The organism is Chryseobacterium potabilaquae, assembly GCF_902728265.1.
In the GTDB taxonomy this organism is placed as follows: Bacteria; Bacteroidota; Bacteroidia; order Flavobacteriales; family Weeksellaceae; genus Chryseobacterium; species Chryseobacterium potabilaquae.
In genome coordinates this window covers 19,115-42,131 of sequence record NZ_CACVBR010000021.1, presented here as the reverse complement: position 1 = coordinate 42,131, position 23,017 = coordinate 19,115, and the positions used below count along the sequence as shown (strand labels likewise).

General features: G+C 32.4%; 18 protein-coding genes. 9 read left to right on the top strand and 9 right to left on the bottom strand.

What is annotated here, in order from left to right:
- Positions 1-25: 25 nt before the first annotated feature.
- Entirely contained in the window at positions 26-661 is a 636-nt protein-coding gene (locus tag CHRY9293_RS11780) for a 50S ribosomal protein L25/general stress protein Ctc (RefSeq protein ID WP_162033158.1), read from the top strand.
- A 193-nt stretch (positions 662-854) separates the two neighbouring features.
- On the top strand, positions 855-2,075 hold the full coding sequence (locus CHRY9293_RS11775; RefSeq protein WP_162033157.1) for an aminotransferase class V-fold PLP-dependent enzyme: 1,221 nt from the start codon (positions 855-857) through the stop codon (positions 2,073-2,075).
- Positions 2,076-2,198: 123 nt separating this feature from the next.
- On the opposite strand, the gene CHRY9293_RS11770 is transcribed toward CHRY9293_RS11775, so the two are convergent.
- From CHRY9293_RS11770 to hemA, 6 genes are all read right to left on the bottom strand, one after another.
- On the bottom strand, positions 2,199-3,005 hold the full coding sequence (locus CHRY9293_RS11770; RefSeq protein ID WP_162033156.1) for an ATP-grasp domain-containing protein: 807 nt from the start codon (positions 3,003-3,005) through the stop codon (positions 2,199-2,201).
- Positions 3,006-3,195: 190 nt separating this feature from the next.
- The gene (locus tag CHRY9293_RS11765) at positions 3,196-4,575 is read right to left on the bottom strand and encodes a M43 family zinc metalloprotease (protein WP_162033155.1); all 1,380 of its coding nucleotides are present in this window, start codon (positions 4,573-4,575) and stop codon (positions 3,196-3,198) included.
- A gap of 349 nt (positions 4,576-4,924) precedes the next feature.
- Positions 4,925-5,956, bottom strand: a complete 1,032-nt coding sequence (gene hemE / locus CHRY9293_RS11760) for a uroporphyrinogen decarboxylase (protein ID WP_162033154.1) — start codon at positions 5,954-5,956, stop codon at positions 4,925-4,927.
- Positions 5,957-6,013: 57 nt separating this feature from the next.
- Positions 6,014-6,685 (bottom strand): uroporphyrinogen-III synthase, encoded by a 672-nt coding sequence (locus CHRY9293_RS11755; RefSeq protein WP_162033153.1) that lies wholly within the window; start codon positions 6,683-6,685, stop codon positions 6,014-6,016.
- 30 nt (positions 6,686-6,715) lie between these two features.
- Positions 6,716-7,624 carry a hydroxymethylbilane synthase gene (hemC, locus tag CHRY9293_RS11750; protein WP_162033152.1) on the bottom strand — a complete coding sequence of 303 codons (909 nt, stop codon included), beginning with the start codon at positions 7,622-7,624 and terminating at the stop codon, positions 6,716-6,718.
- The gene (hemA, locus tag CHRY9293_RS11745; protein WP_162033178.1) at positions 7,611-8,885 is read right to left on the bottom strand and encodes a glutamyl-tRNA reductase; all 1,275 of its coding nucleotides are present in this window, start codon (positions 8,883-8,885) and stop codon (positions 7,611-7,613) included. The genes hemC and hemA overlap by 14 nt, the downstream gene beginning before the upstream one ends.
- Positions 8,886-9,245: 360 nt before the next feature.
- On the opposite strand from hemA, the gene CHRY9293_RS11740 reads away from it, so the two are divergent.
- From CHRY9293_RS11740 to brnQ, 6 genes are all read left to right on the top strand, one after another.
- Positions 9,246-10,271, top strand: coding sequence for a rod shape-determining protein (locus tag CHRY9293_RS11740; protein ID WP_122545736.1), 1,026 nt, complete (start codon positions 9,246-9,248; stop codon positions 10,269-10,271).
- 28 nt (positions 10,272-10,299) lie between these two features.
- On the top strand, positions 10,300-11,154 hold the full coding sequence (gene mreC, locus CHRY9293_RS11735; protein WP_122545737.1) for a rod shape-determining protein MreC: 855 nt from the start codon (positions 10,300-10,302) through the stop codon (positions 11,152-11,154).
- Complete coding sequence (locus CHRY9293_RS18720) at positions 11,147-11,653, top strand: rod shape-determining protein MreD (protein ID WP_122545738.1); 507 nt, start codon at positions 11,147-11,149, stop codon at positions 11,651-11,653. The genes mreC and CHRY9293_RS18720 overlap by 8 nt, the downstream gene beginning before the upstream one ends.
- Positions 11,650-13,683 carry a peptidoglycan D,D-transpeptidase FtsI family protein gene (locus tag CHRY9293_RS11725; protein ID WP_162033151.1) on the top strand — a complete coding sequence of 678 codons (2,034 nt, stop codon included), beginning with the start codon at positions 11,650-11,652 and terminating at the stop codon, positions 13,681-13,683. Before CHRY9293_RS18720 ends, CHRY9293_RS11725 begins: the two co-directional genes overlap by 4 nt.
- Positions 13,683-14,912: a rod shape-determining protein RodA gene (gene rodA, locus CHRY9293_RS11720; RefSeq protein ID WP_162033150.1), complete on the top strand. Its 1,230-nt coding sequence runs from the start codon at positions 13,683-13,685 to the stop codon at positions 14,910-14,912. The genes CHRY9293_RS11725 and rodA overlap by 1 nt, the downstream gene beginning before the upstream one ends.
- 420 nt (positions 14,913-15,332) lie before the next feature.
- A complete protein-coding gene (brnQ, locus tag CHRY9293_RS11715) occupies positions 15,333-16,622 on the top strand; it encodes a branched-chain amino acid transport system II carrier protein (protein ID WP_162033149.1) in 1,290 nt (429 codons plus the stop codon).
- An 89-nt stretch (positions 16,623-16,711) separates the two neighbouring features.
- On the opposite strand, the gene CHRY9293_RS11710 is transcribed toward brnQ, so the two are convergent.
- Positions 16,712-18,445 (bottom strand): alkaline phosphatase D family protein, encoded by a 1,734-nt coding sequence (locus tag CHRY9293_RS11710; RefSeq protein ID WP_162033148.1) that lies wholly within the window; start codon positions 18,443-18,445, stop codon positions 16,712-16,714.
- 269 nt (positions 18,446-18,714) lie between these two features.
- Between CHRY9293_RS11710 and CHRY9293_RS11705 the strand changes: the two genes are divergently transcribed.
- Complete coding sequence (locus tag CHRY9293_RS11705) at positions 18,715-19,296, top strand: pentapeptide repeat-containing protein (RefSeq protein ID WP_162033147.1); 582 nt, start codon at positions 18,715-18,717, stop codon at positions 19,294-19,296.
- Positions 19,297-19,375: 79 nt separating this feature from the next.
- Here CHRY9293_RS11705 and CHRY9293_RS11700 read toward each other — a convergent pair whose 3' ends face one another.
- Complete coding sequence (locus tag CHRY9293_RS11700) at positions 19,376-20,095, bottom strand: C40 family peptidase (RefSeq protein ID WP_162033146.1); 720 nt, start codon at positions 20,093-20,095, stop codon at positions 19,376-19,378.
- 487 nt (positions 20,096-20,582) lie between these two features.
- Positions 20,583-22,778: a glutamine synthetase III family protein gene (locus CHRY9293_RS11695; protein ID WP_162033145.1), complete on the bottom strand. Its 2,196-nt coding sequence runs from the start codon at positions 22,776-22,778 to the stop codon at positions 20,583-20,585.
- Positions 22,779-23,017: the final 239 nt, after the last annotated feature.

The window sequence follows — 23,017 nt, the reverse complement described above, 5'->3', positions numbered from 1 at the left end:
GAAACAATTTTTTAAATTTTTATAAATGAAATCTATTACAATTCAAGGTACAAAAAGAGAAAGCGTGGGCAAAAAGTCTACAAAAGCTTTACGTGATGCTGAATTAGTTCCTTGTGTTGTTTACGGAGGTGGTGAGCCATTGAATTTCTCTGCAGCAGAGAAAGCGTTCAAAGGTTTAGTATATACTCCTGAAGCACACACGGTATCTATTGAGGTTGATGGTCAAACAATTCCAGCTGTTCTTCAGGATATTCAGTTTCACCCAATTACAGATAAAATCCTTCATGCTGACTTTTATCAATTAGCTGATAATAAGCCAGTAATTATGGAAGTTCCTGTAAAAATCATTGGCCGTGCGAAAGGTGTTGTTGCTGGGGGTGTTTTACGTCAGTCTTTTAGAAAACTGAAAGTGAAAGCTATTCCTGCTAACTTACCAGATGAGATCGTTGTAGATGTTACTCCATTAAGAATTGGTAACAAGCTTTATATTGGAGGTATCAAGAATGATTCGTATACTTTTATGCATCCAGACAATGCTGTTGTTGTAGCAGTTAAGATGTCTAGAAATGCTATGAAGGCAGGTGCAGCAGCAATGGATGATGAGGATGAAGAAGAAGTTGAAGGAGCTGCTCCGGTAGCAGAAGAAACTGCAGCAGAATAAGAATTACTTATGTAAGCAATATAAACCTGTCAATTTTGGCAGGTTTTTTTATATACTAATAGATTAATAATTTCAAATTTCTATTATTGAAAACTTTTATGAGTAGAGGCTAAGGACCCGTTAGCCCTTTGAAAAAAAAGCCGTAAATTTGAAGTGTTCTAAATAAGAACGGTATAATTTAAAAAATTAATAAATGTTTGATATTCAGGAAATAAGAAGCCAGTTTTCTATATTAGATCAACAAGTAAATAGTAAACAATTGGTTTACTTAGATAATGCAGCGACATCTCAAAAGCCCAATTCGGTGTTAGAAGTATGTCACAAATATTATACAGAGCTTAATGCAAATGTACACCGAGGAATTCATACATTGAGTCAGCTAGCTACTGAAGAAATGGAGATTTCAAGAAGAAAGATTCAACAGTTTATTAATGCAAAATATGATTTTGAAGTTATTTTTACAAAAGGAACAACGGAAGGACTGAATCTTATTGCTTATATTCTCACACAGAAACTTAAAAAAGACGATGAAATTATTATTTCTTACTTGGAGCATCATTCAAATATTGTTCCATGGCAATTGCTATGTGAAAGAACAGGTGCTAAGCTCAGAGTTATTCCAATAGATGAGAACGGTGTTCTTCAATTGGATTATTTAGATTCATTTTTAAATGAAAAAACTAAAATTGTTTCGGTAAATCAGGTGTCAAATGCCTTAGGAATAATTAATCCTATTGAAGAAATCATTGCAAAAACAAGGAAGAATACCAACGCATATATTGTAATTGATGGAGCTCAATCAGCTCCACATTTTACTATTGATGTACAGAAGCTGGATTGTGATTTTTTTGTTTTTTCTGGTCATAAAATGTATGCTCCTATGGGGACGGGAATTTTATATGGAAAGCAAGAAATTCTTGAAGATTTGCCACCATTTCATGGGGGAGGGGAGATGATATCCACCTGTTCTTTTGATGGTACAACTTATGCAGGATTGCCTTTTAAATATGAAGCAGGAACACCCAATGTAGGAGGGAATATAGCTTTAGGAGCCGCTGTGGATTTTATTTGTAAAGTAGGACAGGAAAATATTCAAATTCACGAAAATAATTTATTGGAATATGCTCAAAAGGAGCTATTAGAGATCGAGAATATTAAAATTTATGGGAAAAAAACTAAGAGAACAGGTGTTGTTTCTTTTAATTTAGAAGGTGTGGGAATTTCTTCTGATGTAGGAATGATTCTTGATAAACTGGGTATTGCAGTAAGGACAGGGCATCATTGTACACAACCTATTATGGATTATTTTAATATAGCAGGTACTGTTAGGGCAAGTTTTGCGGTCTATAACACTTTGGGTGAGATTGACCTACTTGTAGAGGGTGTTAAAAAAGCACAGCGAATGTTAAGTTAATTTTAGCTGACTTTTCAATTTAAACCGGTGGTGAAATATCTGCTTTTTCCTAAAAAACCGTCATTAAATTTATAAAAAAGGGAATGACGGTTTTTTATTTCGCTGAAGCGAAGCTCTGGCTATTTAAATTTTCTTTAATGCGATTTTTAGATTTTTTACAAATTTTTCAATCATCATTTCATCTAATAGATCCAAAGACAAATATGGATTTAGATCTTCCAATTCTACTAATAGTAAAGAGCCATCTTTTAGCCTACATGCATCAACACGTGTTATTCCTCTTGTCATGTTATTCCAATCAATAAAAGATTTTGCAAATACTAAATCTTCATTATTTGCATGATAAACTTCCAAAGCCCATCTTTTATTTTTATCAGGAGCATACAGAGCATATTGAAACTCATCATCTATATAGTAAAAGGAGACTTCATATTCAAAATCTAGAAAAGGCTGAATGAGTTTATCCGAAATCTTTTTTTGCAAAATTTCATTTTTGGACATTATTTCAATTCCTATAGAGTCAGCACCATCTTTTAATTTTACTAGATATTTTTGTGAGGTACCCAGTTTTTCGATTTCAGAAAAATGATCTATTGTAGGAATAATAGGATAATCTTGATTCATCAATTGTAACATATAGTCTTTCCCTTTCATATCGGCTTTCCCATCAAAAGAATTGAATGTTTTAATATTTTTTTCCTGTACAGCTTTTACAAAATCGTCATAGCTTTCTTGATAATTTTTCACAGGACCTGTATTTCTTAAAACAACAAAATCTACATCTTCAATAAAAGCAATTGCCTGCTTTGGATGTGCTGTTATTAAATTATAATCTTCCATAAGTTTGCTGGTAAGATATAAATCTTCTTCATAATAATTTCTTCCTTTTACCTCACAGTAAAAATCGGTAACAAATAATAATTTCTTCATATTTTTTTAATAGTTAAACGGTCTTAATTGGGTGTAAATAATCTTTTTTGGTCAAAAATAATAAAAGGGAGAAATATCCAATTATTTTTCTCCCGAATTGTAACCACTTATATTTTTATAATGTTATTAGATAGTTTAGTCAGGGTTTTTAACTTATAAATTGTATCGGAGCGTGTGTCATTTTAAATTGTTATTCTACTAGAAATTTAAAGGTTTTATAGTTGTTCTCGGTATAAACAGTTATTATAAATAGCCCTGTACCTAATTTTTCTTTCTTTATTTTAAGATCAACTCCTGATGTGACCTCTTTTTTTAAAACTTCTTGACCGATAGCATTAAAAATGGAATATCTAACTATTTTAAGGCCTTTTTTCGAATAAATATTCAAATAATCTTTTACAGGGTTAGGGTAAATATTAATTTCATCTTTTGATAAACCACTTTCATTAACAGAAAGTTGAGAGTCGCATACTGTGGATGTAATCAATGATGCTCTTCTAGGTGAGTTTTGTAATACGGTTAAAATTCGTATTTTCTGATCTTGGGTAAAAATATTCATACAAGTATCATTAGAGTAATCCATATAATTTTCTGTCATATCATTCCCTGGATTGTTTGGACATGAATCATATACTGAATTACAATCATAATGTTCTATGCTCTGTGCGGGTGTATCTAAACAATAATCATTAAAGCTATCTATTGCATCAACGGTACAGTCATTATTATCTCCCCAAATATGTCTTAAACCAAAAGCATGACCTATTTCATGAGTTGTAGTTCTTCCCTTATTTATGTTAGGAGTGTATAAACCATCAGCCCCTGCAAAATCATTAGAGCCAAATGATTTCCAATCTATAATTACACCATCTGTATTAGCTGTTATTTCAGGATCATCTAACCCTGGCAAACCTGAGCTTAGAGGGAATTGAGCATAACCAAGTACGCCACTAAGATCTCCGCCAAACTGGCATACCCATATATTAAAATATTTTGTTGGATCCCAAATCGTAGAAGGTTTCAAAATGGTTTGAACATTTGATTCGTTCCATACTCTATTTCCTAAATTAACCCGGTCAATTCCAGTTGAAGGATTACCTAAAGGATCAATTGTAGCTAAACAAAATTCTACTTCTATATCTGCTCCCACTGGATTTGTATTATATCCAGGAGTTCCAATCATTCTTCTGAAGTCCTGATTCAATACTGTTATTTGAGATAATACTCGTGTATCAGTAATATTTCTGTCGTTATTTGATATGGTTTCACCAGAGTGTATTACGTGTACCACAACAGGAATCCTTACTACAACTTTTGAGGTATTCTTGGCGAGAGATTTTTTAATTTGAGAGGCCTTGGGTGCCAACCATTTCTCAAACTCTTCTTTACTTTCTAATTTGTATTTTCTGACCAGTTTATTATTATATTCATCGGTCGCACATCTTATAAGATGGGTATTAGGATTTTGCTTATAATCCGAAATTTTTTTATCAAACAATACTTCTACATTTTGTCCAAAAATTTGTCCTGCACAAAATGTGATTGCTAAAGAAATAATAATTTTTTTCATCAGGAATTTATTTAATGTGTTTATTAAATTTATAAGAAAAGGCCCTTAAATATCTGACAAATATAAAAGATAATTCTCTAATTTGGATATATGTGCTTTGTTTTAACTATTTGATTTGTAGTATTTTAAATCTCTGCCTGTCCAAAATAAATGTGATAACTTGCTTCAGTTCGAAATTTATTGAATATAAGTTAATATGAGTTTTTTTTTAATTTTTTTTATTTCTTAAAATGGATCGGCATGGCTCAGAGGGGTAAATGAAAAAATCCCTCTAAAAAGAGTACAACTTTTAGAGGGATTTTATAGAAAAATATATCTACTAATTACATAAATATGGAATGCTAAGAATTTAGATATTCGGTTTCCAGTCAACGACTGCTTTGATGAAAGCTTCTGCGTTTTCTAGAGGAATATTGGGTAAAATCCCATGGCCTAAGTTGGCTATATATCTATCTTTTCCAAAACGGTTAATCATCTCATTGACCATTTTTTTTATCGTTTCAGGGGATGAATGCAATCTTGCTGGATCGAAATTTCCTTGAAGTGTCATGGTATGGTTGGTGAAAGTTCTAGCAAGCTCAGGAGTGATAGTCCAGTCAACTCCTAAAGCAGAAACATTAGATGTGATCATTTCTTCTAGGGCAAACCAACATCCTTTGCCGAAAACTACCACGTGGGTGTGAGAGCTCAAAGCATCAACGATTTGTTTAATATACTTCCAAGAAAACTCTTGATAATCAGTAGGTGATAGCATTCCTCCCCATGAGTCGAAAATTTGTACCGCAGAAACTCCTTTTTCTATTTTCCTTTTTAAGTACGCAATTGTGGTGTCGGTAATTTTTTGAAGTAATTGATGAGCTGCTTCGGATTGTTGAAAACAAAAAGATTTAGCAATATCAAAGGACTTACTTCCTTTTCCTTCCACACAGTAACATAGAATGGTCCATGGAGAACCTGCGAATCCAATTAAAGGGATTGCATTGTCTAGTTTTTGTAGAGTGAGTTCAATGGCATCGAAAACATATCCTAGAGTTTCATTGACATCAGGAACCTGGATATTCTGAACTTGTTCAGCCGTTCTAATAGGATTATCGAGCCATGGGCCAACGGATTCTTTCATTTTGAAATCAATTCCCATTGCTTGGGGAACTACCAAAATATCAGAAAATAAAATAGCGGCATCTAAAGGAAATCTACGGATAGGTTGAACGGTAATTTCTGCTGCTAATTCAGGGGTTTGACACCTTGTGAAGAAATCATATTGATCACGAAGAGCGATGAATTCCGGTAAATATCTTCCCGCTTGTCTCATCATCCAAACAGGAGGTCTTTCCACGGTTTCTCCGCGAAGTGCTTTTAAATAGAGGTCGTTTTTAATCATAATGTATTATTAGACTCACATTGCCCCTCAGGACAAATTAAATTTATCAATCTTTGTTTAAATCCTTTTTTTTATCAAATTCAATACGGAAAATAAATTATTTTCCTGAGAAGTGAAAATTTCTTGAGAAGTATAATTTTCTAGCTCATTAGATGTGGTTTTTCCTATTGAAAAAAGTTTTATATCATTAAAAGAATTGTGTTTTGCAAAGCTACGAACTCCACTTGGACTAAAAAAAACAACTGCATCATATTTTTCATTAATCACAGGATTGATTTCTTCCGTATGATAAATTACTATTTTTTTATAATCAATATTTTGCAACGGAAGGTTTTGATCAAGAATATTCAATGCTAAATTACTACAAAAATGTAAAAACCTTTCATGTTGGCAATGTTCTATAATGAAACTTGAAAGTGCTTCAGCATTTCTTAGTATCTTGAATGTCCCAAAACCATGTTTTCGTAATTCATATTTTGTTTTTTCTCCCACACAATAAATTTTATTGTAATTTTTTGCGGTGAAATCTTCGTTTGGAATAAAGTGGTTCTTAAAAAATGAAACAACACCACTTACACTTGTGAAAATTAAAGAATAGTTTTTTAGGTCAAAAGGGTGTATTGTAAGATGATTAATCTGGATTACCTTAATACAATCCACCAAAATATTCTCTCCTAATTCTTTGGATATAATGGCCTTGTCTATATTTTTGGTAAATAAGATTCTCATATATTTTGGGTAGAATATTAAAAATAAAAATTAAAGATGGTTCTTAATTTCTGTCATTAATTCTTTGCCTCCATTTTCAAGAATAATTTTTGCGAATTTTTTTCCAAAATTCTCCTCCTCATTATATTCAAAACTTTCCTCTGCTGAAATACAATTTTTGCCATCCAATGAACAAAGTGCTGCTTTGAATCGAACTTGATTTTCAATGATTTCAGCGAATGCTCCAATAGGAGCTGTACAACCTCCTTCTAATGTTTTCAAAAAATTTCTTTCAATTTCCACGCATATTTGAGTGGATTTATGGGTGAGATTTCGCAATATCTCATTGATTTCATTTTTATCAGAATGTCCTGCAACGGCAATTACTCCTTGTGAAGGAGCAGGAATTAAAAATGGTAGCATTTCGTATTCAATATCCATTTTCATTCTTTTAATTCCGGCTAAAGATAGAATGGTGGCATCAAAGTCACCTTCTTCTAATTTTTGTAGACGCGTTTGGATATTTCCACGGATATCAGAAAATTTGGCATTGGGGAATGCTTTTAACCAAAACGCTCTTCTTCTTAGGCTACTGGTTGCTAATTTTAATTCGTGAAGCTCTTTATTTTTTGCAGATTCTTTTCTTATTAAAATATCTTGAGGAAAATCCCTCTCTAGATAAGTAACCAGTTCAATATGTTGAGGTAGTTGAGTGGGAACATCTTTTAATGAATGTACAGCAATGTCAATCTCATCATTTAGGAGAGCGATATCAAGGTCTCTTGTAAATACACCAGTAATTCCTAAAGAATAAAGAGGCTGATTAAGGTTTTTATCACCAGAGGAAACAATAGGAACAATTTCTGTTAATTGATTATTGTTTTGAAGGAGTTTTGCTACTTCTTTAGCCTGCCAAAGTGCAAGTGCGGAATTTCTGGTTCCGATTCTAATGCTTTTCATTGAATTCGTTGTTTGGTTGTTCAACTAATATTTCGTGCATTAATTTACTAATTTCTTCGGCTTTTAAAGGATTATCAATGATAAATTTTGCGAAACGATTGGTGATTTTCTGAATCATTTTATCGGAAAGCTCCATGTCCGTGATGTTTATGTATTTATTTTTTTTGTAAAAATTGTGCATTTCATTACGTTCCATGTTCTTTAATACCGCCTTGAAATGATGAATATTGGGAGCTAATTTCCTCTTTTTTTCCCATTCGAGAAAATCTTTTGTTAATTCCTTAATGATTTTTTCTGCTTTAGGAATTTCCTTTTCTCTTTGTTGGATTGTTTCTTGGATTTGTTTTGAAAGCTCATCCACGTCAATCAACGTTATGTTTTCATTTTCAGAAACCTCTTTTTCTACATTATGAGGAATTGATAAGTCGATCACTAAAGTTTTCTTTCCATTAGGGAAATGAGATTTATTAACAATTGGATGCTTTGCTCCAGTTGCTACAATAAGGATATCTGTATTTTCTAATTCTTTATCAAAATCAGAATAATCGATATGGGGGATATGATATTTTTCTGAAATTTTTTCAGCTTTCTCTTGGGTTCTGTTAGCGATTTTTATTTTAGGTTGGTATACATGTTTAACTAAATTTTCAACAGTATTTTGTCCAATTTCTCCCACTCCAAGAAGAAGTATATTTTTTTCTGTAATTCTTTTTTGATTATTTAAAATATAATGAACAGCTGCATAAGAAACTGAAGCTGCTCCATTAGAAATGCCTGTTTCGTTTTTGATTCTTTTTGAAATCTGGATGGCCGAATTAATTGCTCTTTCAAGATATGGGTTAGAATTCTTTCTCTCTTTTTTGAAGCGATTATATGCTTTTTTAATTTGCCCGATGATTTCAAAATCTCCAATTATTTGGCTTTCCAGTCCCGCTGCTACTCTGAATAGATGTGCTAGCCCTTCTTCTTTGGTAATAATATTAGCAAATTGAAGGAAGTCCATAATATTCACACCAATCGTTTTACAGTATTCTTCTGCAACCAAAAGATAATTAGAGGATGTGGTATAAATTTCTGTTCTGTTGCATGTAGAGACTACAAAAGCATCCCCTAAATTTTCATCATGAATTCGGGTAACGAAATTTTTTATATTTTCGTCAAAAAAAGCAAACTTGCCTCTTGTTTCTACATCTGCCTTTTCATAGCTTATAGAAAGTACGGCAAAGTTTGACGTCTGATGTATATTAGAACACTGTAACATAAGCAATGGCAAATTTACATTTTTTTTCATAAACCGCCTTCTGATAATGTATATGATGATAATCGTAAAAAACTATTTGGAAAATAAAAAATGATTATCTTAACTGAAAATAAAATTGCTTTTGAAGGCAAGCATGATTTTGATGAAATAGTAGTTTATGCTTTCTATTCTTGTTTTTAGAGTGTTAATATAATGATTTATTGGATTTAAATGGTTGCAGAAGTTTGTAAATGTTTATATTTAAATTTAATAAGATATTATAAATTTTAACCAAATTTTAACCAAATTATATGCTTGTGAAATTTCTTCGATAGTGTTAAATTTATATCTTTGTAAATCTTTAAAAATCTAAAGGAAAATATGAGTTTATTCGACATGTTTACGCAGGAAATTGCGATAGACTTAGGTACTGCCAATACCCTTATCATCCATAATAATAAAATTGTTATAGATCAACCGTCAATTGTTGCAATTGAACGCTCTACGGGTAGGCCGATAGCTGTGGGTGAGCAAGCGAAACATATGCAGGGTAAAACTCACGAAGATATTAAAACAATTAGGCCTCTAAAAGATGGTGTAATTGCTGATTTTCATGCTTCTGAGCATATGATCAAGGAATTTATCAAAAAGATTCCGGGGATTAAAGGTAAGTTTATTCAACCTGCATTAAGGATTGTTATTTGTATTCCTTCAGGAATTACTGAAGTAGAAAAAAGAGCAGTAAGAGATTCTGCTCAAAAGGTAAATGCAAAAGAGGTCAGGTTGATTTATGAGCCAATGGCTGCGGCAATAGGGGTTGGAATTGATGTTCAAAAACCTGAAGGTAACATGATTATTGATATAGGGGGAGGAACTACAGAAATTGCTGTTGTTGCTTTAGGTGGTATTGTTTGTGATAAATCAGTGAAAATTGCTGGTGATGTGTTTACAAATGATATTGCTTATTACTTAAGGACTCATCACAATTTATATATTGGAGAAAGAACTGCAGAAAGAATCAAGATTGAAGTTGGTTCGGCAGTTGAAGACCTGGACGTTGATATTGAAGATATTCCGGTTCAGGGTAGAGACTTAATAACAGGGAAGCCAAAAGAAATTATGGTAGGATACAAAGAAATTGCCAGAGCATTAGATAAATCAATTATTAGAATTGAAGATGCTGTAATGGAAACTCTTTCCTTGACTCCTCCTGAATTGGCTGCTGATATTTATAAAACGGGAATTTATCTTGCTGGAGGAGGTGCCTTATTAAGAGGACTGGCTGACAGAATACATAAAAAAACAGGCCTTCCTGTATTTGTGGCAGAAGATCCTTTGAGAGCAGTAGTTCGTGGAACAGGAATTGCCCTTAAAAATATGGATAAGTTCAATTTCTTGATTAAATAATTATAACTTTTTACGACTATATATCTGAATGGGATTTTTGCTGAGATTATTTTCAAAGAATGCTTTCTTTGTATTCTTTATATTTCTGCAAATACTTGCTTTAATTTTCATATTTTCTAAAAATGCAATGCAAAAGTCTTGGCTAGCAGGACAGACAGCAGCATTTAATTCTTGGGTTTCCGGGTATATTGATGAAGGAGTTTCTTATCTTAAATTAAAGCAAATAAATGAAGATCTTGTGATACAAAACAAGGCTCTTATGCTTGAGTTATATGGTAAGCAAGGTGCACAAAATCCTGTTTTCCGAAAGGTACACGATACCTTGGGGGGTGGACAGATATACACTTTTGTTGATGGAGAAATTGTTTTTAATAGTATTAATAGAAGAAATAATTACTTTACAATAAATCGAGGTAAAAGGGATGGTGTCTTACCACAAATGGGTGTGATGGCTCCAAGAGGTATTGCAGGTATTGTTATTAATTCAACTGATGGCTATGCGTTAGTTCAATCTATTTTAAGTGTAAATAGAATTAGAATTAATGCTTCCCTTAAAAATTCAGGTTATTTTGGTACTTTAACGTGGAATGGCGATAATTCCAGAGTGATGCATTTAGCTGATATTCCAAAGTATGTAGCTTTGAAAATTGGAGATACTGTTGTTACTGATGGGAAATCTGCTATTTTCCCGAAAGGGGTAATGATTGGAACGATTGCGGGATACTCTGTAGATCATAAAACCGGTTTTTGGGATATATCAGTAGAATTAAGTGAAAAGATGGGAGCTTTACATAAAGTATATGTAGTAAAAAATCTTAAGAAGGCTGAAGTACAGAAAATTCAAGATACAATGCAAGCTGTAATAAAAAAGGAAAATGATTAGTAGAACATTAGTCACCGACATATTAATAATGGTTTTTCTTGTGGCATTACAGATTTTTGTATTGAACAGGATCACTATTTTTGGGAAATATACTCCGGTATTATACCCTGTATTTGTCATGTTTTATCCTTTTTTTAGAAATAAATTTCAATTTTTAGCTTTAAGTTTTTTAATTGGATTATCGGTTGATGCATTTCTTTACTCATGGGGAATTAATGCTTTTGCAACCACCTTAATTGCCTATTTCAGGACTTTAATTTTTAGAACATCTACTGATACATCTACCGATTTTTTTTCATTTCAGTCTTTACAATGGGTACAATTTTTACTGTTTTTATTTTCAAGTATTTTTTTGCACCAACTTTCAGTACAATATATAGAGTTCTTTAAGTTTAGTAGATTTTTTGAAATATTAGTTAATGTATTGGTGACAAGCATAATTTCATTTATATTTATAGTTATTTATGCATTAATATTTAAAATCAAACAAAAAGTTTGAATACACGTCATTTAAAAATCCTTTCTGTTTTACTTATTATCGCTTTAACTTTCGTGGCGAGGCTTTCTTATTTGCAATTGTTCACCGATCGTTATGCCTTAAATGCAGCTAATACATCTATTAAAATTGAGTACATAATACCTCAAAGAGGAGTTATTTTTGATAGGAATGGGAAGATCATGGTAGGTAACCAACCTGCTTATGAGATCTCATTTACACAAGCGTTGATGAAAGGAGGTTTTGATACGCTAGCTTTTTGTAATTTGATGAAAATTACGAAATCTGATTTTATTAATAGAATTACTAAAATAAAAAAAGAAAAATATTATTCTAAGCTTACTCCTATGACTTTCATGAAGGACTTAAGCAGAGAAGATATTGCGAGAGTACAAGAAATTATTTTTAAATATCCTGCATTTAATATTGTTTCTAGACCTCAACGACAATACGAAGTTTTTACTTCCGGAAACCTTTTGGGATATACAAGTGAGGTAAATGAAAAGGAAATTAAAAAGGATTCTACTTATTATCTTCCGGGTGATTTTATTGGAAAAAAAGGGGTAGAAAAATCTTATGAAAAAGAACTCCGGGGGGTAAAAGGGATGAAGTATATTCAAAAAGATATTAAGCTTCGAAATATTGGTTCTTATAAAAATGGAATTTTAGACAGGGATGTAATTACGGGTAAAGATATAACGTTAACCATTGATTATGATCTCCAGCGTATGGCTGAGGAAATGCTTGTCAATAAGCATGGTGCTATTGTGGCTATGGACCCAAATAATGGTGAAATTTTAACTTTGGCATCAGGACCGGATATAGATCCTAATTTATTTACAGGTCCTAATAAATCTAAAAATTTATATGCATTATCAAAAGATACTCTCTACGAAAATAAACCAACTTTTGATCGATCTGTTCAGGCAGCGTATCCTCCTGGTTCTACTTTTAAACTTTTAACGGCATTGTCAGCTATGCAGATGGGAGTAATGACGGAGAATACAGTTTTTCCATGTGGAGGAGGTTTTAATTATAGGGGATTAAGGATTAAAGGGCATGGAGGCGCTGATCCATTGATACCTGCTATACAAGTGTCTAGTAATTGTTATTTTTCTTATGCATATTTGGCTATTCTAAATAAATATCCGGGTAATCCTTCTAAAGGAGTCGATGAATGGAAAGAAATTATGAATAGCTTTGGAGTAGGAGAATTTTTAAATAACGATTTGGCTTCCGGAGCAAAAGGGAGAATCCCTTCTGGTGAGTTTTATGAAAAAAGACAAAAAAGTCTCAATAAATATAGTGGTAAAAAAGACTATAAAAACTGGGACCCTTTAGCGACTGGAGCTGTTTTTAATGGTATGGGACAAGGAGATGTAATGATTACGCCTTTACAATTAGCGAATTATGTTTCAGCTATTGCTAACAAAGGATGGTATTATACGCCTCATATTGTTAAATCTATTGATGGTAAACCTAATCCTGATCCAAGATTTAAAAAGAAACATAAAACATTAGTCGATCCTAAGCATTTTGAACCTGTTTTAAAAGGGATGGAGGCTGTAATATTAAGAGGTACCGCCCATGGATTGAAGTCAAATGATTTTACCCAATTAGCAAAAACGGGGACAGCTCAGGTTCCTCAAGGGAAGGATAATTCTATTTTTGTGTTAATTGCTCCTGCGGATAAACCTAAAATTGTTGTTGTTGCGGTAATGGAGCATGCGGGTTTTGGTGCAACTTGGGCTGGGCCTGCCTGTACTGTAATAGCTGAAAAATATATTACCGGAGATGTAAAACGAGAAAATCTATATAAGAAGATGATTACTTCAAGTTTTATGCCTGAGTATAAAAGACAGTGGGTTGCTGATTTAAAAAGAAAAGGATTATATGTAGACCCCAAGCCAGATTCGATTAAACTGAAAAAAATACAAGATAGCTTAAACTTTATCAAAGAACAAAAAATAAAATTACAAAAAAAGATCGATGAGGAAGTTAAGAATAGTAAGAATACCAAACCTATGAAATAATGAGATGGTCTGAAGGAATAGATAAATTAGGATTAGGGCTATATTTATCGCTTTGTATTTTTGCAATTGCGAATATATACAGCGTAAATCCTAAGTTAGGAGAAAAACAGTTGATTTTTTTCTGTATTTCTTTATTTGTCGGATTTATTATTTTTATAGGCAGAAGTAAGTTTTTTGAAAATATGGCTGCTATAATATATATAGGGGGGGTATTATTACTTCTGGGACTTTTTCCGTTTGGGAAAGAGATTTTAGGGCAAAAAAACTGGTATAAGTTTGGCAGTTTTACCATGCAACCCGTGGAGTTTGCAAAAATGGGAACGGCGCTTATGCTAGCAAATTATGTGTCTGGTCCCGAATTTAATTTAAATAATAGAAAATCTCTTTTGACCACTTTAGCAATAGTGGGAATTCCTGCAGCTGTTGTACTTGCTATACCTGATGTGGGTTCTATGCTTGTTTTCATTGCATTTTTTATTGCACTATATAGGGAAGGGCTAAATGGATGGTTATTTGGGGTTGGTTTTATTTTTGCCGGAGTCTTTCTGATATCTTTAGCAATTCCTCCTTTATATGTAGTAATTACGATTTTAATTATTTCTGGAGGTTGGATTGTGATGAATTATTATAAAATGTCATGGAATGTGATTTCTATTTCTAGTATTGTAGGTTCAATTTTAATACTTAGTGGATTGGCTTTTGGATCACCTTATATTCTGGAAAAATTACCAAAACATCAACGAGAAAGAATAGAAGTTCTTTATAAAGGAGAAAAAGCATTTAGAGATACTTCAGGATATAATTTATTGTATTCAAAAACAGCAATTGGATCCGGAGGATTATTGGGAAAAGGTTATCGGGAAGGATCTGTTACCCAAGGTAAATTTGTTCCGGAACAGGAAACTGATTATATCTTCTGTACGGTAGGTGAAGAATGGGGATTTATGGGCAGTGCTATTTTAGTATTTTGTTATGTGATATACATAGGACGAATTTATTATCTTGCAGAACAACAAAAATCTTCTTTTAATAGGGTTTTTGGATATTGCTTTGCATCTATATTATTAATGCACTTTTCTATTAATTTAGGGATGGTTATGGGGCTTTTTCCCACAGTAGGAATTCCGTTGCCTTATTTTAGTTATGGAGGGAGTTCTTTATTGGCGTTTTCCATTATGACTTTTATTTTCTTTAAATTAAATTATTCAGATAAGAATAGTTTGGTATAAGGGAATGTATCTCCCCATATGATGTTAAATTTCAAATTATCGTTAAAAGCTCGTTTATAATTTTATTCATATTTTTTAATGAGGAATATTTTTTTAATATGATTATTGGAGAGTTTTGGCCATTTTCTGTTCTTCTTTACTTTATGATATGATTAAAATCATAGATTGTCCTAACAGGTACATATTTTGTTTTATCCTTATGCTGAATTTTATTCTTAATTCTGAGTTTTTTCACTGTCTCTTGGCTGGTTTTTTATTATAGCAAAAGGATATTATATTTTAAAAAGTTTGATTGGATAAATTTTACAAATAACTATAATGTTGTTATGTGTTAAAATACAGCAATTTAATAAAATTTTATTTTTCATAAATTTGCATTCAGAAATTTATTTTCTCGCTTATCATAAAAGAAACCCAGTGATGAAAAACAACAATTATACTATTATTACTCTAGGATTTGCACTTTTTGCCATGTTTTTTGGTGCTGGCAATCTTATTTTACCGCCTTTTATTGGAATAAAATCAGGATCAGAATTTTTTTATGCTATTATAGGCTTTATTATCACTGGAATTATTTTCCCCCTAATCAGTTTAATTGCTGTTGTGCAAATTGGACATAATTTTACAGATATTGGGAAGCGGGTTAATAAGAAAATGATAACGTTACTTGCATTTATTATCATTTGGTTTATTGGACCTTTGATCGCAATCCCACGTACTGGGGCTACAACATTTGAGATAGGATTACAACCCATCTTTCCGGATATTTCACCCATTATTAGTGCTGTGCTATTTTTCGGGATAACTGGTTTTCTTGCCATTTCGCCGAGCAAAATTGTTGATATTATTGGGAAATACCTTACTCCAGTTATTATATTACTATTACTAATTTTAATAATTGTGGGTATTGTCAATGTATCACATGTTCTAGAAATTTCATCTCTTAGTCCTGTGGATAGTTTCGCGCTAGGTTTCCATGAAGGATATCAAACTATGGATGTGCTTGGCGCTGTGATTTTTGCTGGAATTATTATTACTACTATTACAGAAAAAGGATTTACACAAGTTAATCAAAGAGTTAAAATGACCACTATGGCAGGATTAATTGCTGCATTTTGTTTGTTGATTATTTATGGGGGGCTTGTTTATTTGGGAGCTACTTCAGGATATCCGGTAACGGAGGATTTATCTCGATCCAAACTTCTATTACACATCTCCAATTCTATATTAGGAAAGTCTGGAACCTATATAATTTCATTGGCTATAGCTCTTGCATGCTTAACAACAGCAATTGCTTTAACTTCAGCTTTTGCTACTTTTATGGAAAAAATTACAAAGGGAATATCTTCTTATAAAATCAATGTTATTTTCTGTTGTCTACTTTCCGCTATACTTTCAGTGAAAGGTGTAGACGAAATCATCAACTATGCTGGAATATTATTAGGTTTTGTATATCCGATTGTTTTTACTCTCATCATATATTTAATTTTCTTCGAGAAAATTATTAAGTCTAAGGCTCCTTATGTGGCTGCTGTTATTACAAGTGCTTTGGTATCTTCGCTTTCGATATTCCAACATTATGGTATTGCAGAAAGTTTTATGACTTCTCTAAAAGATAGTCTTCCTTTAGTAAAGCATAGTTTGGAATGGGTTTTACCCTCTTTCTTAGCTTTTACTATTACTTCATTTTTTTCTAAAAAGAGAGCATAGATCTTTATTTTGTTTCTAATAGGATGAAATGTCTCCAGTCTATCAAAATCGAAGAATGGAGACATTTTAGAGAAGCTTTTACCTAAGAATTATATAACGATGTTTTTTTCGGTATATGTAGAGTAAATTTCAGAAAAAACGGTGTCAACATATCTCCACTCTGCATTAATATTTGTAGTGTTGAATTTTGTATATAAATAGCCTCTTCTATATAGATTCGCATATTCTAAATCATCAACTAAAATTTGTAATGCTCCTGCCAGTTGGATTGCCTGTGTTGTATCTGAAGGATTAGTCCCAAGATAGTTTTCCATCCCGGGAGAAGATATTGAGCTTGTTGCGAGTTCTTTTCCAATAGTACCACCTTGAGCGTCTTTCATAGCCCCAAACCAACTGTTGTGTGAATCCCCGGCCAGTGTAATTACATTTTTGCCATGTAAATGCGCGAATAATATTTCCCTTTCCATTGGATAACCGTCCCAAGCATCCAAGCTATACGGTAAAACGTTTTTTACCCTTGCTATTTCTGCTGCTGTAAGTGTTGGGTCATTAAGCTTAATTCGGATTTTGATGTTTACCAATTGTAGGAGGGAAGTTTGTAAGGTTGCTATTGTTTGGGGTAATGCGTTTCCGTACATTCCGACTTCTGTCTGAATTTGATTGACAAGCATTAGCATTTCTACCGGAATCAACATTTTGGTCATTAAAACTTGTTGCCCCAAAACCTGCCATTTTGAAGTACTTTCATTTAGTTTTTGTTGTAACCACCCAATCTGTTCATCTCCTAACATTTTTCTGTTGGGATTCGTTAAATCTGTCTCAAAGGCATTGTTATTAAACCCTGCTGGTGTAAAATAATTAGCATAGTCAAGTTGTTTATCTCGAGCAATAATTCTTGTGTCCAGCATATGGAGAGAGAGAATATTTCCAAAATCAAAACTTCTATAAATCTTTACATCTTTACCCGTTTTTAATGGAATGTATTCACTGTAAGCTTGTAAAGCGTTCGTTTTCCTAATCTCAAAGGAGCCTTCATTGGGCTGGTGATTTCCCGCTCCATGTTGCCAAGCATCATTGGCAATTTCATGATCATCCCAAACGCAAATAAAAGGCTTTTTTTGATGTGCTAGCTGAAGGTTGATATCACTCCTGTATTGTCGATAGCGTTCCCTATAATCTGAAAGGGTAATAAGTTCTTTATTCGGTTTATGAGTTCTGTTATGGGCAGACGTGTACTGGTTCGTGCCATACTCACCTGGGGCATATTCGTAAATATAATCCCCAAGATGGATTACCACATCGACATCACTGTTTGCAATTTCTTTATATACATTGAAGAATCCAGCCGGAAAATTAGCACACGAAGCTACTGCAAGTTTGATTTCATTAACTGAATCCGATTTTGAAGGTAAAGTAATGGTCTCACCGATTGCTGAAGTTTCATTAGCTGTAATATTATAAAAACGATAATACCATTTTTTATTTGAAGGTAAGTCTTGAATATCAATTGCAATGGTAAAATCTGTACTTAAATTAGTGGTCACTTTTCCCTGACGAATTATATTTGTAAATTTAATATCTGAGGCTATCTCATAGGTGATTTCTCCTACAGATTCATATCTTGTCCATATTATCACGCTATTCTCTGTGGGATCGAAACTTGCCACTCCGGAATCAAAATTTTTTGTTTGTAAACCTGGTGGAGCGGGTACAAGTTCCTCTATCATATCATCATTACAACTTTCGAGAAGGGGGGCGAGAAAAATTCCGCCCGCAGCAAGCATTGTGCTTTTCAAAAAACGACGTCGGTTAATTTTTGACATATTATTTTTATTTGAAGATATCATTCAAAATTTTCTTGAATATGAATAAATCTTTAAATTTTTCTATTTAACTATTCATTATATAACATATTTCAACAGTTGGTGTTATTTAATTGGAATAAATTTATTGTTGAAATAAGATTTTTATGAAGTATATTCAATTATACTTTGTCTATTTTTGTAAAACCAAAATTATAGATATGGGGATGTTAATGATTGACCGTGTCATACGAAATAAGTAATTAATTTTGACTACCTAAATTACCTCAATGAAACCAACTTTTATCACAGATCAAGTATTTGAAAATATAGACTTTACTCAGCATCCATTGGAAAGGCTTGAGTATAATCAGTGCATTTTTAGAAGATGTAATTTTGAATATTCTAATCTTTCGGGATTTAATTTTACCCATTGTGAATTTATAGAATGTAATTTGAGTATGGTGAAACTCTTGAAAACGGCTTTTCGAGAAGTGGTTTTTAAAGATTGTAAAATGCTTGGTTTACATTTTTATGACTGTCATGAATTTGGTTTGTCTTTTGAATTTGAGGGGTGTATTTTAAATAATTCCACATTCTATAAAACTTCGATTAAAAAAACAAGATTTAAGAATTCGAAATTAATAGAAGTAGATTTTGCCGAATGCGATCTTTCAAATTCTATTTTTGATAACAGTGATTTGCTAGGAGCTATTTTTGACAGTACTAATCTTGAAAGAGTAGATTTTAGAACATCTATGAATTATTCTATCGATCCTACTTCTAATAGGCTTAAAAAGGCCAAATTTTCACTTTCTGAAGTCTACGGGCTTTTATCTAAGCTCGATATTGAAATTGATAAAAACAGCTAAATCCAATTATAAAAAACAAAAAACCATCAATATACATATTGACGGCTTCATTTTTATTTATTAATCAATTATTTAAGAATTAAAAGCTAGCATCTTTGGGGGTCGTTGCTATAGCTGTCAAAGCCAGGTTATTATAAGAATCACCATTTTCATTAATAATTCTTTTTCCAAATCTGTATTTTGGTCCCCAATAAGAATCATCAAGAGATGAAATCATCACTCCTTTTGAAGTAGCAGCATGTATGAATTTTACTTCACCGTTTTCAGATACATCTTCTACAATACCAACATGAGAAATTCTTCTACCATGAGAAAAGAAAATCAAATCACCTTTTTGAAGATCTTCTTTTGCAATTTTCTCACCTTCTTGAGCTTGTGAAGCCGCTACTCGGGGTAAGCTAAGTCCAACTGCTGCACCGAATACGGAAAGTACAAATGCAGAACAATCTATCCCTCTTCTTGTTGTTCCTCCATATCTATAAGGAGTTCCAATATAAGTTTCTGCCTCTGTTAATATATTGTCAATTGTTTTATCATGTTTAAGAACTTTAGCAAGCTCTGAATTTTTAGCATTATCTCTTACACTCGTTAAAGATAATGTCTTTTTAGCAAGAAATGAGTTGATTAACTGCTGTTTATCTTGCTCCATTTTATTATTATCAATAAAGGCTAATTTGGCATCTGTTTTGTACTCTTTAGAATAGGTTGCTGGCTTAGAAACTACATAATTAGTTGCACACGATTGTAGTGAAACTGTAGTAACTAAAGCAACTAAATAAAACAAAACTCTTTTCTTCATATGTATTAATTATCCGTATTAAAAGTGTGCTTTTCTTCAAAAGCTTTACAAAAATATGTATTCCCCCTAAAAGAGCTTTTATATGATTAATATCAGGTTTTCTTTTTAACATATTTTAACATAAAAATTAAATATGTTAAAGAAAAACAAACCGCGATCCCTTATTTTTCGATAAATAGACTTTTTTTTTATTAAGGTTTTTTAACAAAATAAATTGTATTTCCTTTATTAGTCGATGTCTTTAATTTAATAGCCCCAATCTATTTTCTGTTAATATACATTAAAAATTACTCAGAAATTGTATATGTAATTACTTTATAGTCTATTATAAATAAAGGATTGAATGATACTTCTATTAAAAACCATAAATAAAAAATATTCATATAGTTCATTTGTTTTAGTCATATCATATTCATTTTACCATATCAAAAAATAAGAGGTTGCCTTAAAAGACAACCTCTTAAACTAATATGGAACTTTATAGATATTATTTCGTAAATAACATTTCTCTGTATTTTGTCATTGGCCAAAGTTCATCATCTACCATCATCTCCAAATCATCGGATGCTTCTCTGATTATATCAAATAATGGTTTTACTTTGTTGCAATAGTTTTCAGCTTGCTTTTGGCTGTCAGACATTGCTTTTGCTGTTTCTCTAGCTTTGATAAGATCCTCAACACCTAATTTTATTTTTGAAACATTTTCAGAGATGTTAGCAATTAGACTCATTTGTTCTTTAGCTAACGTTTTGAATTCTTTATCTCCGAATATTTCTTTAAGACCTTTTACATTCTCTATCAATCTATTTTGATAATTTAAAGCAGAAGGAATGATATGATTTCTTGCAATATCACTTAATACCCTAGCTTCAATATCAATTACTGTAGAGTATTTTTCTAGTTTAATCTCGTTTCTAGCTTCTACTTCTCGGTGTGTAAATACTCCAATTTCTTCATAAAGGTCTAAGAACTTTTTATCCATTTCTTGTTTAAGAGCTTCTGGGGTAGTTTTTAAATTATTCAGCCCTCTTTTTTTAGCTTCTTTCGCCCAATCATCTGAATATCCATCCCCCTCAAACATGATATTTTTACACTGTTTGATATATTCCCTCAATACGTTGAAGATGGCTTCGTCTTTCTTCAGCCCTGTTTCGATAAGAGCATCAACTTCTTTTTTGAAATCATTTAATTGTTTAGCAGCAATTGTATTCATTACTGTCATAGATTCTGCACAGTTTGCAGAGGAACCTACAGCTCTGATTTCAAATTTGTTTCCAGTAAATGCGAACGGAGAAGTTCTATTTCTGTCCGTATTATCTAAAAGTATTTCAGGAATTTTTCCTACTACATTGAGTTTTAATTCTGTTTTTTCTTCAGGAGAGAGTTTTCCATTGGTCACCTTTTCAAGTTCTTCTAACACTCTAAATAGTTGACTTCCTATGAATACTGAGATTATTGCAGGAGGAGCTTCATTGGCACCTAATCTATGGTCGTTACTTGCCGATGCAATGCTTGCTCTTAAAAGATCAGCATATTCATGAACAGCTTTAATAGTATTAACAAAGAATGTTAAGAACTGTAAGTTTTTCTTTGGATTTTTTCCTGGGCTCAAAAGATTTTCTCCGGTATCGGTTGCTAGAGACCAGTTATTATGTTTTCCACTTCCATTTACTCCTGCAAATGGCTTTTCGTGAAATAAAATATGAAAGTGATGTTTGTGAGCAACTCTAGCCATAATATCCATTAATAAAGAGTTGTGATCCACTGCTACATTTACTTCTTCAAACATAGGAGCTAGCTCAAACTGGTTTGGAGCCACTTCATTGTGTCGCGTTGTTACAGGAATACCTACTTTCATACACTCAATTTCCAACTCTTTCATGAAATTCATCACTCGGGTAGGAATGGAACCAAAATAATGATCATCAAGTTGTTGACCTTTTGCTGGGGAATGTCCTAATAAAGTTTTACCTGTTAAAACAAGGTCCGGACGGGATTGATATAATGCAGAGTCAACTAAGAAATACTCTTGTTCCCAGCCCAAAGTAGGGGTGACTTTTGTTACGTTTTTATCAAAATACTGCATTACATTGGTAGCAGCTTCGTCTACAGCATTTAAGGCTCTTAAAAGAGGAGCTTTATAATCCAAAGTTTCACCTGTATAGGAGATGAATATGGAAGGGATACATAATGTAGTTCCCATGATAAACGCTGGAGAAGTTGGATCCCAAGCAGTATAACCTCTCGCTTCGAAAGTGTTTCTAATACCTCCGTTTGGAAACGAAGATGCATCTGGTTCTTGCTGAATCAACATTCCTCCGCTGAATCTTTCGATAGCTCTTCCTCCTTCTATAGGAGTGAAGAAAGAATCGTGTTTTTCTGCAGTGCTGCCTGTCAAGGGTTGAAACCAATGGGTATAGTGAGTTACTCCTTTGCTCATTGCCCAATCCTTCATAGCAACGGCTACTTGGTCTGCAATGTGTCTTTGGATTTTAGTACCCTTTTTGATCGCATCTAAAATCGAAGTAAATGCTTCTTTTGTTAAATACTCTCTCATTGTTTCTTCCGAAAAAACATTTTGGCAGAATAATTCTGATAATTTTGCAGGAATTTCAATGGAATTGTCCCTTCTAAAATCTTTAAAAGGTAATGTTTCTAAGGCTTTGAATCTTAAGGTTGACATATTGGGTTTGATTTTTATGGGGCAAATTTACAAAAAAAATGAATTAAAATGATTTTTACCCTAAAATTTAAGGGGTTGGTTTTGATTTTTTATTGTAAAATAAGGTTGGAGGGTTGCTTCTTCACTTTTTATTGTGAAGTTAATAAAGGGGTAATATAATACCTATTCAAGATAGCTTTTAGAAAAGATAATTTCTTGGAAAGTTTAATATTCATTTAAAGATACATAAAATGTACATA

What these genes read in the sequence shown, in the direction of transcription:
- CHRY9293_RS11780 (WP_162033158.1), top strand. Translation starts at nt 26, where the DNA reads ATGAAATCTATTACAATTCAAGGTACAAAAAGAGAAAGCGTGGGCAAA.
- CHRY9293_RS11775 (WP_162033157.1), top strand. Translation starts at nt 855, where the DNA reads ATGTTTGATATTCAGGAAATAAGAAGCCAGTTTTCTATATTAGATCAA.
- CHRY9293_RS11770 (WP_162033156.1), bottom strand. Translation starts at nt 3,005, where the DNA reads ATGAAGAAATTATTATTTGTTACCGATTTTTACTGTGAGGTAAAAGGA.
- CHRY9293_RS11765 (WP_162033155.1), bottom strand. Translation starts at nt 4,575, where the DNA reads ATGAAAAAAATTATTATTTCTTTAGCAATCACATTTTGTGCAGGACAA.
- hemE (WP_162033154.1), bottom strand. Translation starts at nt 5,956, where the DNA reads ATGATTAAAAACGACCTCTATTTAAAAGCACTTCGCGGAGAAACCGTG.
- CHRY9293_RS11755 (WP_162033153.1), bottom strand. Translation starts at nt 6,685, where the DNA reads ATGAGAATCTTATTTACCAAAAATATAGACAAGGCCATTATATCCAAA.
- hemC (WP_162033152.1), bottom strand. Translation starts at nt 7,624, where the DNA reads ATGAAAAGCATTAGAATCGGAACCAGAAATTCCGCACTTGCACTTTGG.
- hemA (WP_162033178.1), bottom strand. Translation starts at nt 8,885, where the DNA reads ATGTTACAGTGTTCTAATATACATCAGACGTCAAACTTTGCCGTACTT.
- CHRY9293_RS11740 (WP_122545736.1), top strand. Translation starts at nt 9,246, where the DNA reads ATGAGTTTATTCGACATGTTTACGCAGGAAATTGCGATAGACTTAGGT.
- mreC (WP_122545737.1), top strand. Translation starts at nt 10,300, where the DNA reads ATGGGATTTTTGCTGAGATTATTTTCAAAGAATGCTTTCTTTGTATTC.
- CHRY9293_RS18720 (WP_122545738.1), top strand. Translation starts at nt 11,147, where the DNA reads ATGATTAGTAGAACATTAGTCACCGACATATTAATAATGGTTTTTCTT.
- rodA (WP_162033150.1), top strand. Translation starts at nt 13,683, where the DNA reads ATGAGATGGTCTGAAGGAATAGATAAATTAGGATTAGGGCTATATTTA.
- brnQ (WP_162033149.1), top strand. Translation starts at nt 15,333, where the DNA reads ATGAAAAACAACAATTATACTATTATTACTCTAGGATTTGCACTTTTT.
- CHRY9293_RS11710 (WP_162033148.1), bottom strand. Translation starts at nt 18,445, where the DNA reads ATGTCAAAAATTAACCGACGTCGTTTTTTGAAAAGCACAATGCTTGCT.
- CHRY9293_RS11705 (WP_162033147.1), top strand. Translation starts at nt 18,715, where the DNA reads ATGAAACCAACTTTTATCACAGATCAAGTATTTGAAAATATAGACTTT.
- CHRY9293_RS11700 (WP_162033146.1), bottom strand. Translation starts at nt 20,095, where the DNA reads ATGAAGAAAAGAGTTTTGTTTTATTTAGTTGCTTTAGTTACTACAGTT.
- CHRY9293_RS11695 (WP_162033145.1), bottom strand. Translation starts at nt 22,778, where the DNA reads ATGTCAACCTTAAGATTCAAAGCCTTAGAAACATTACCTTTTAAAGAT.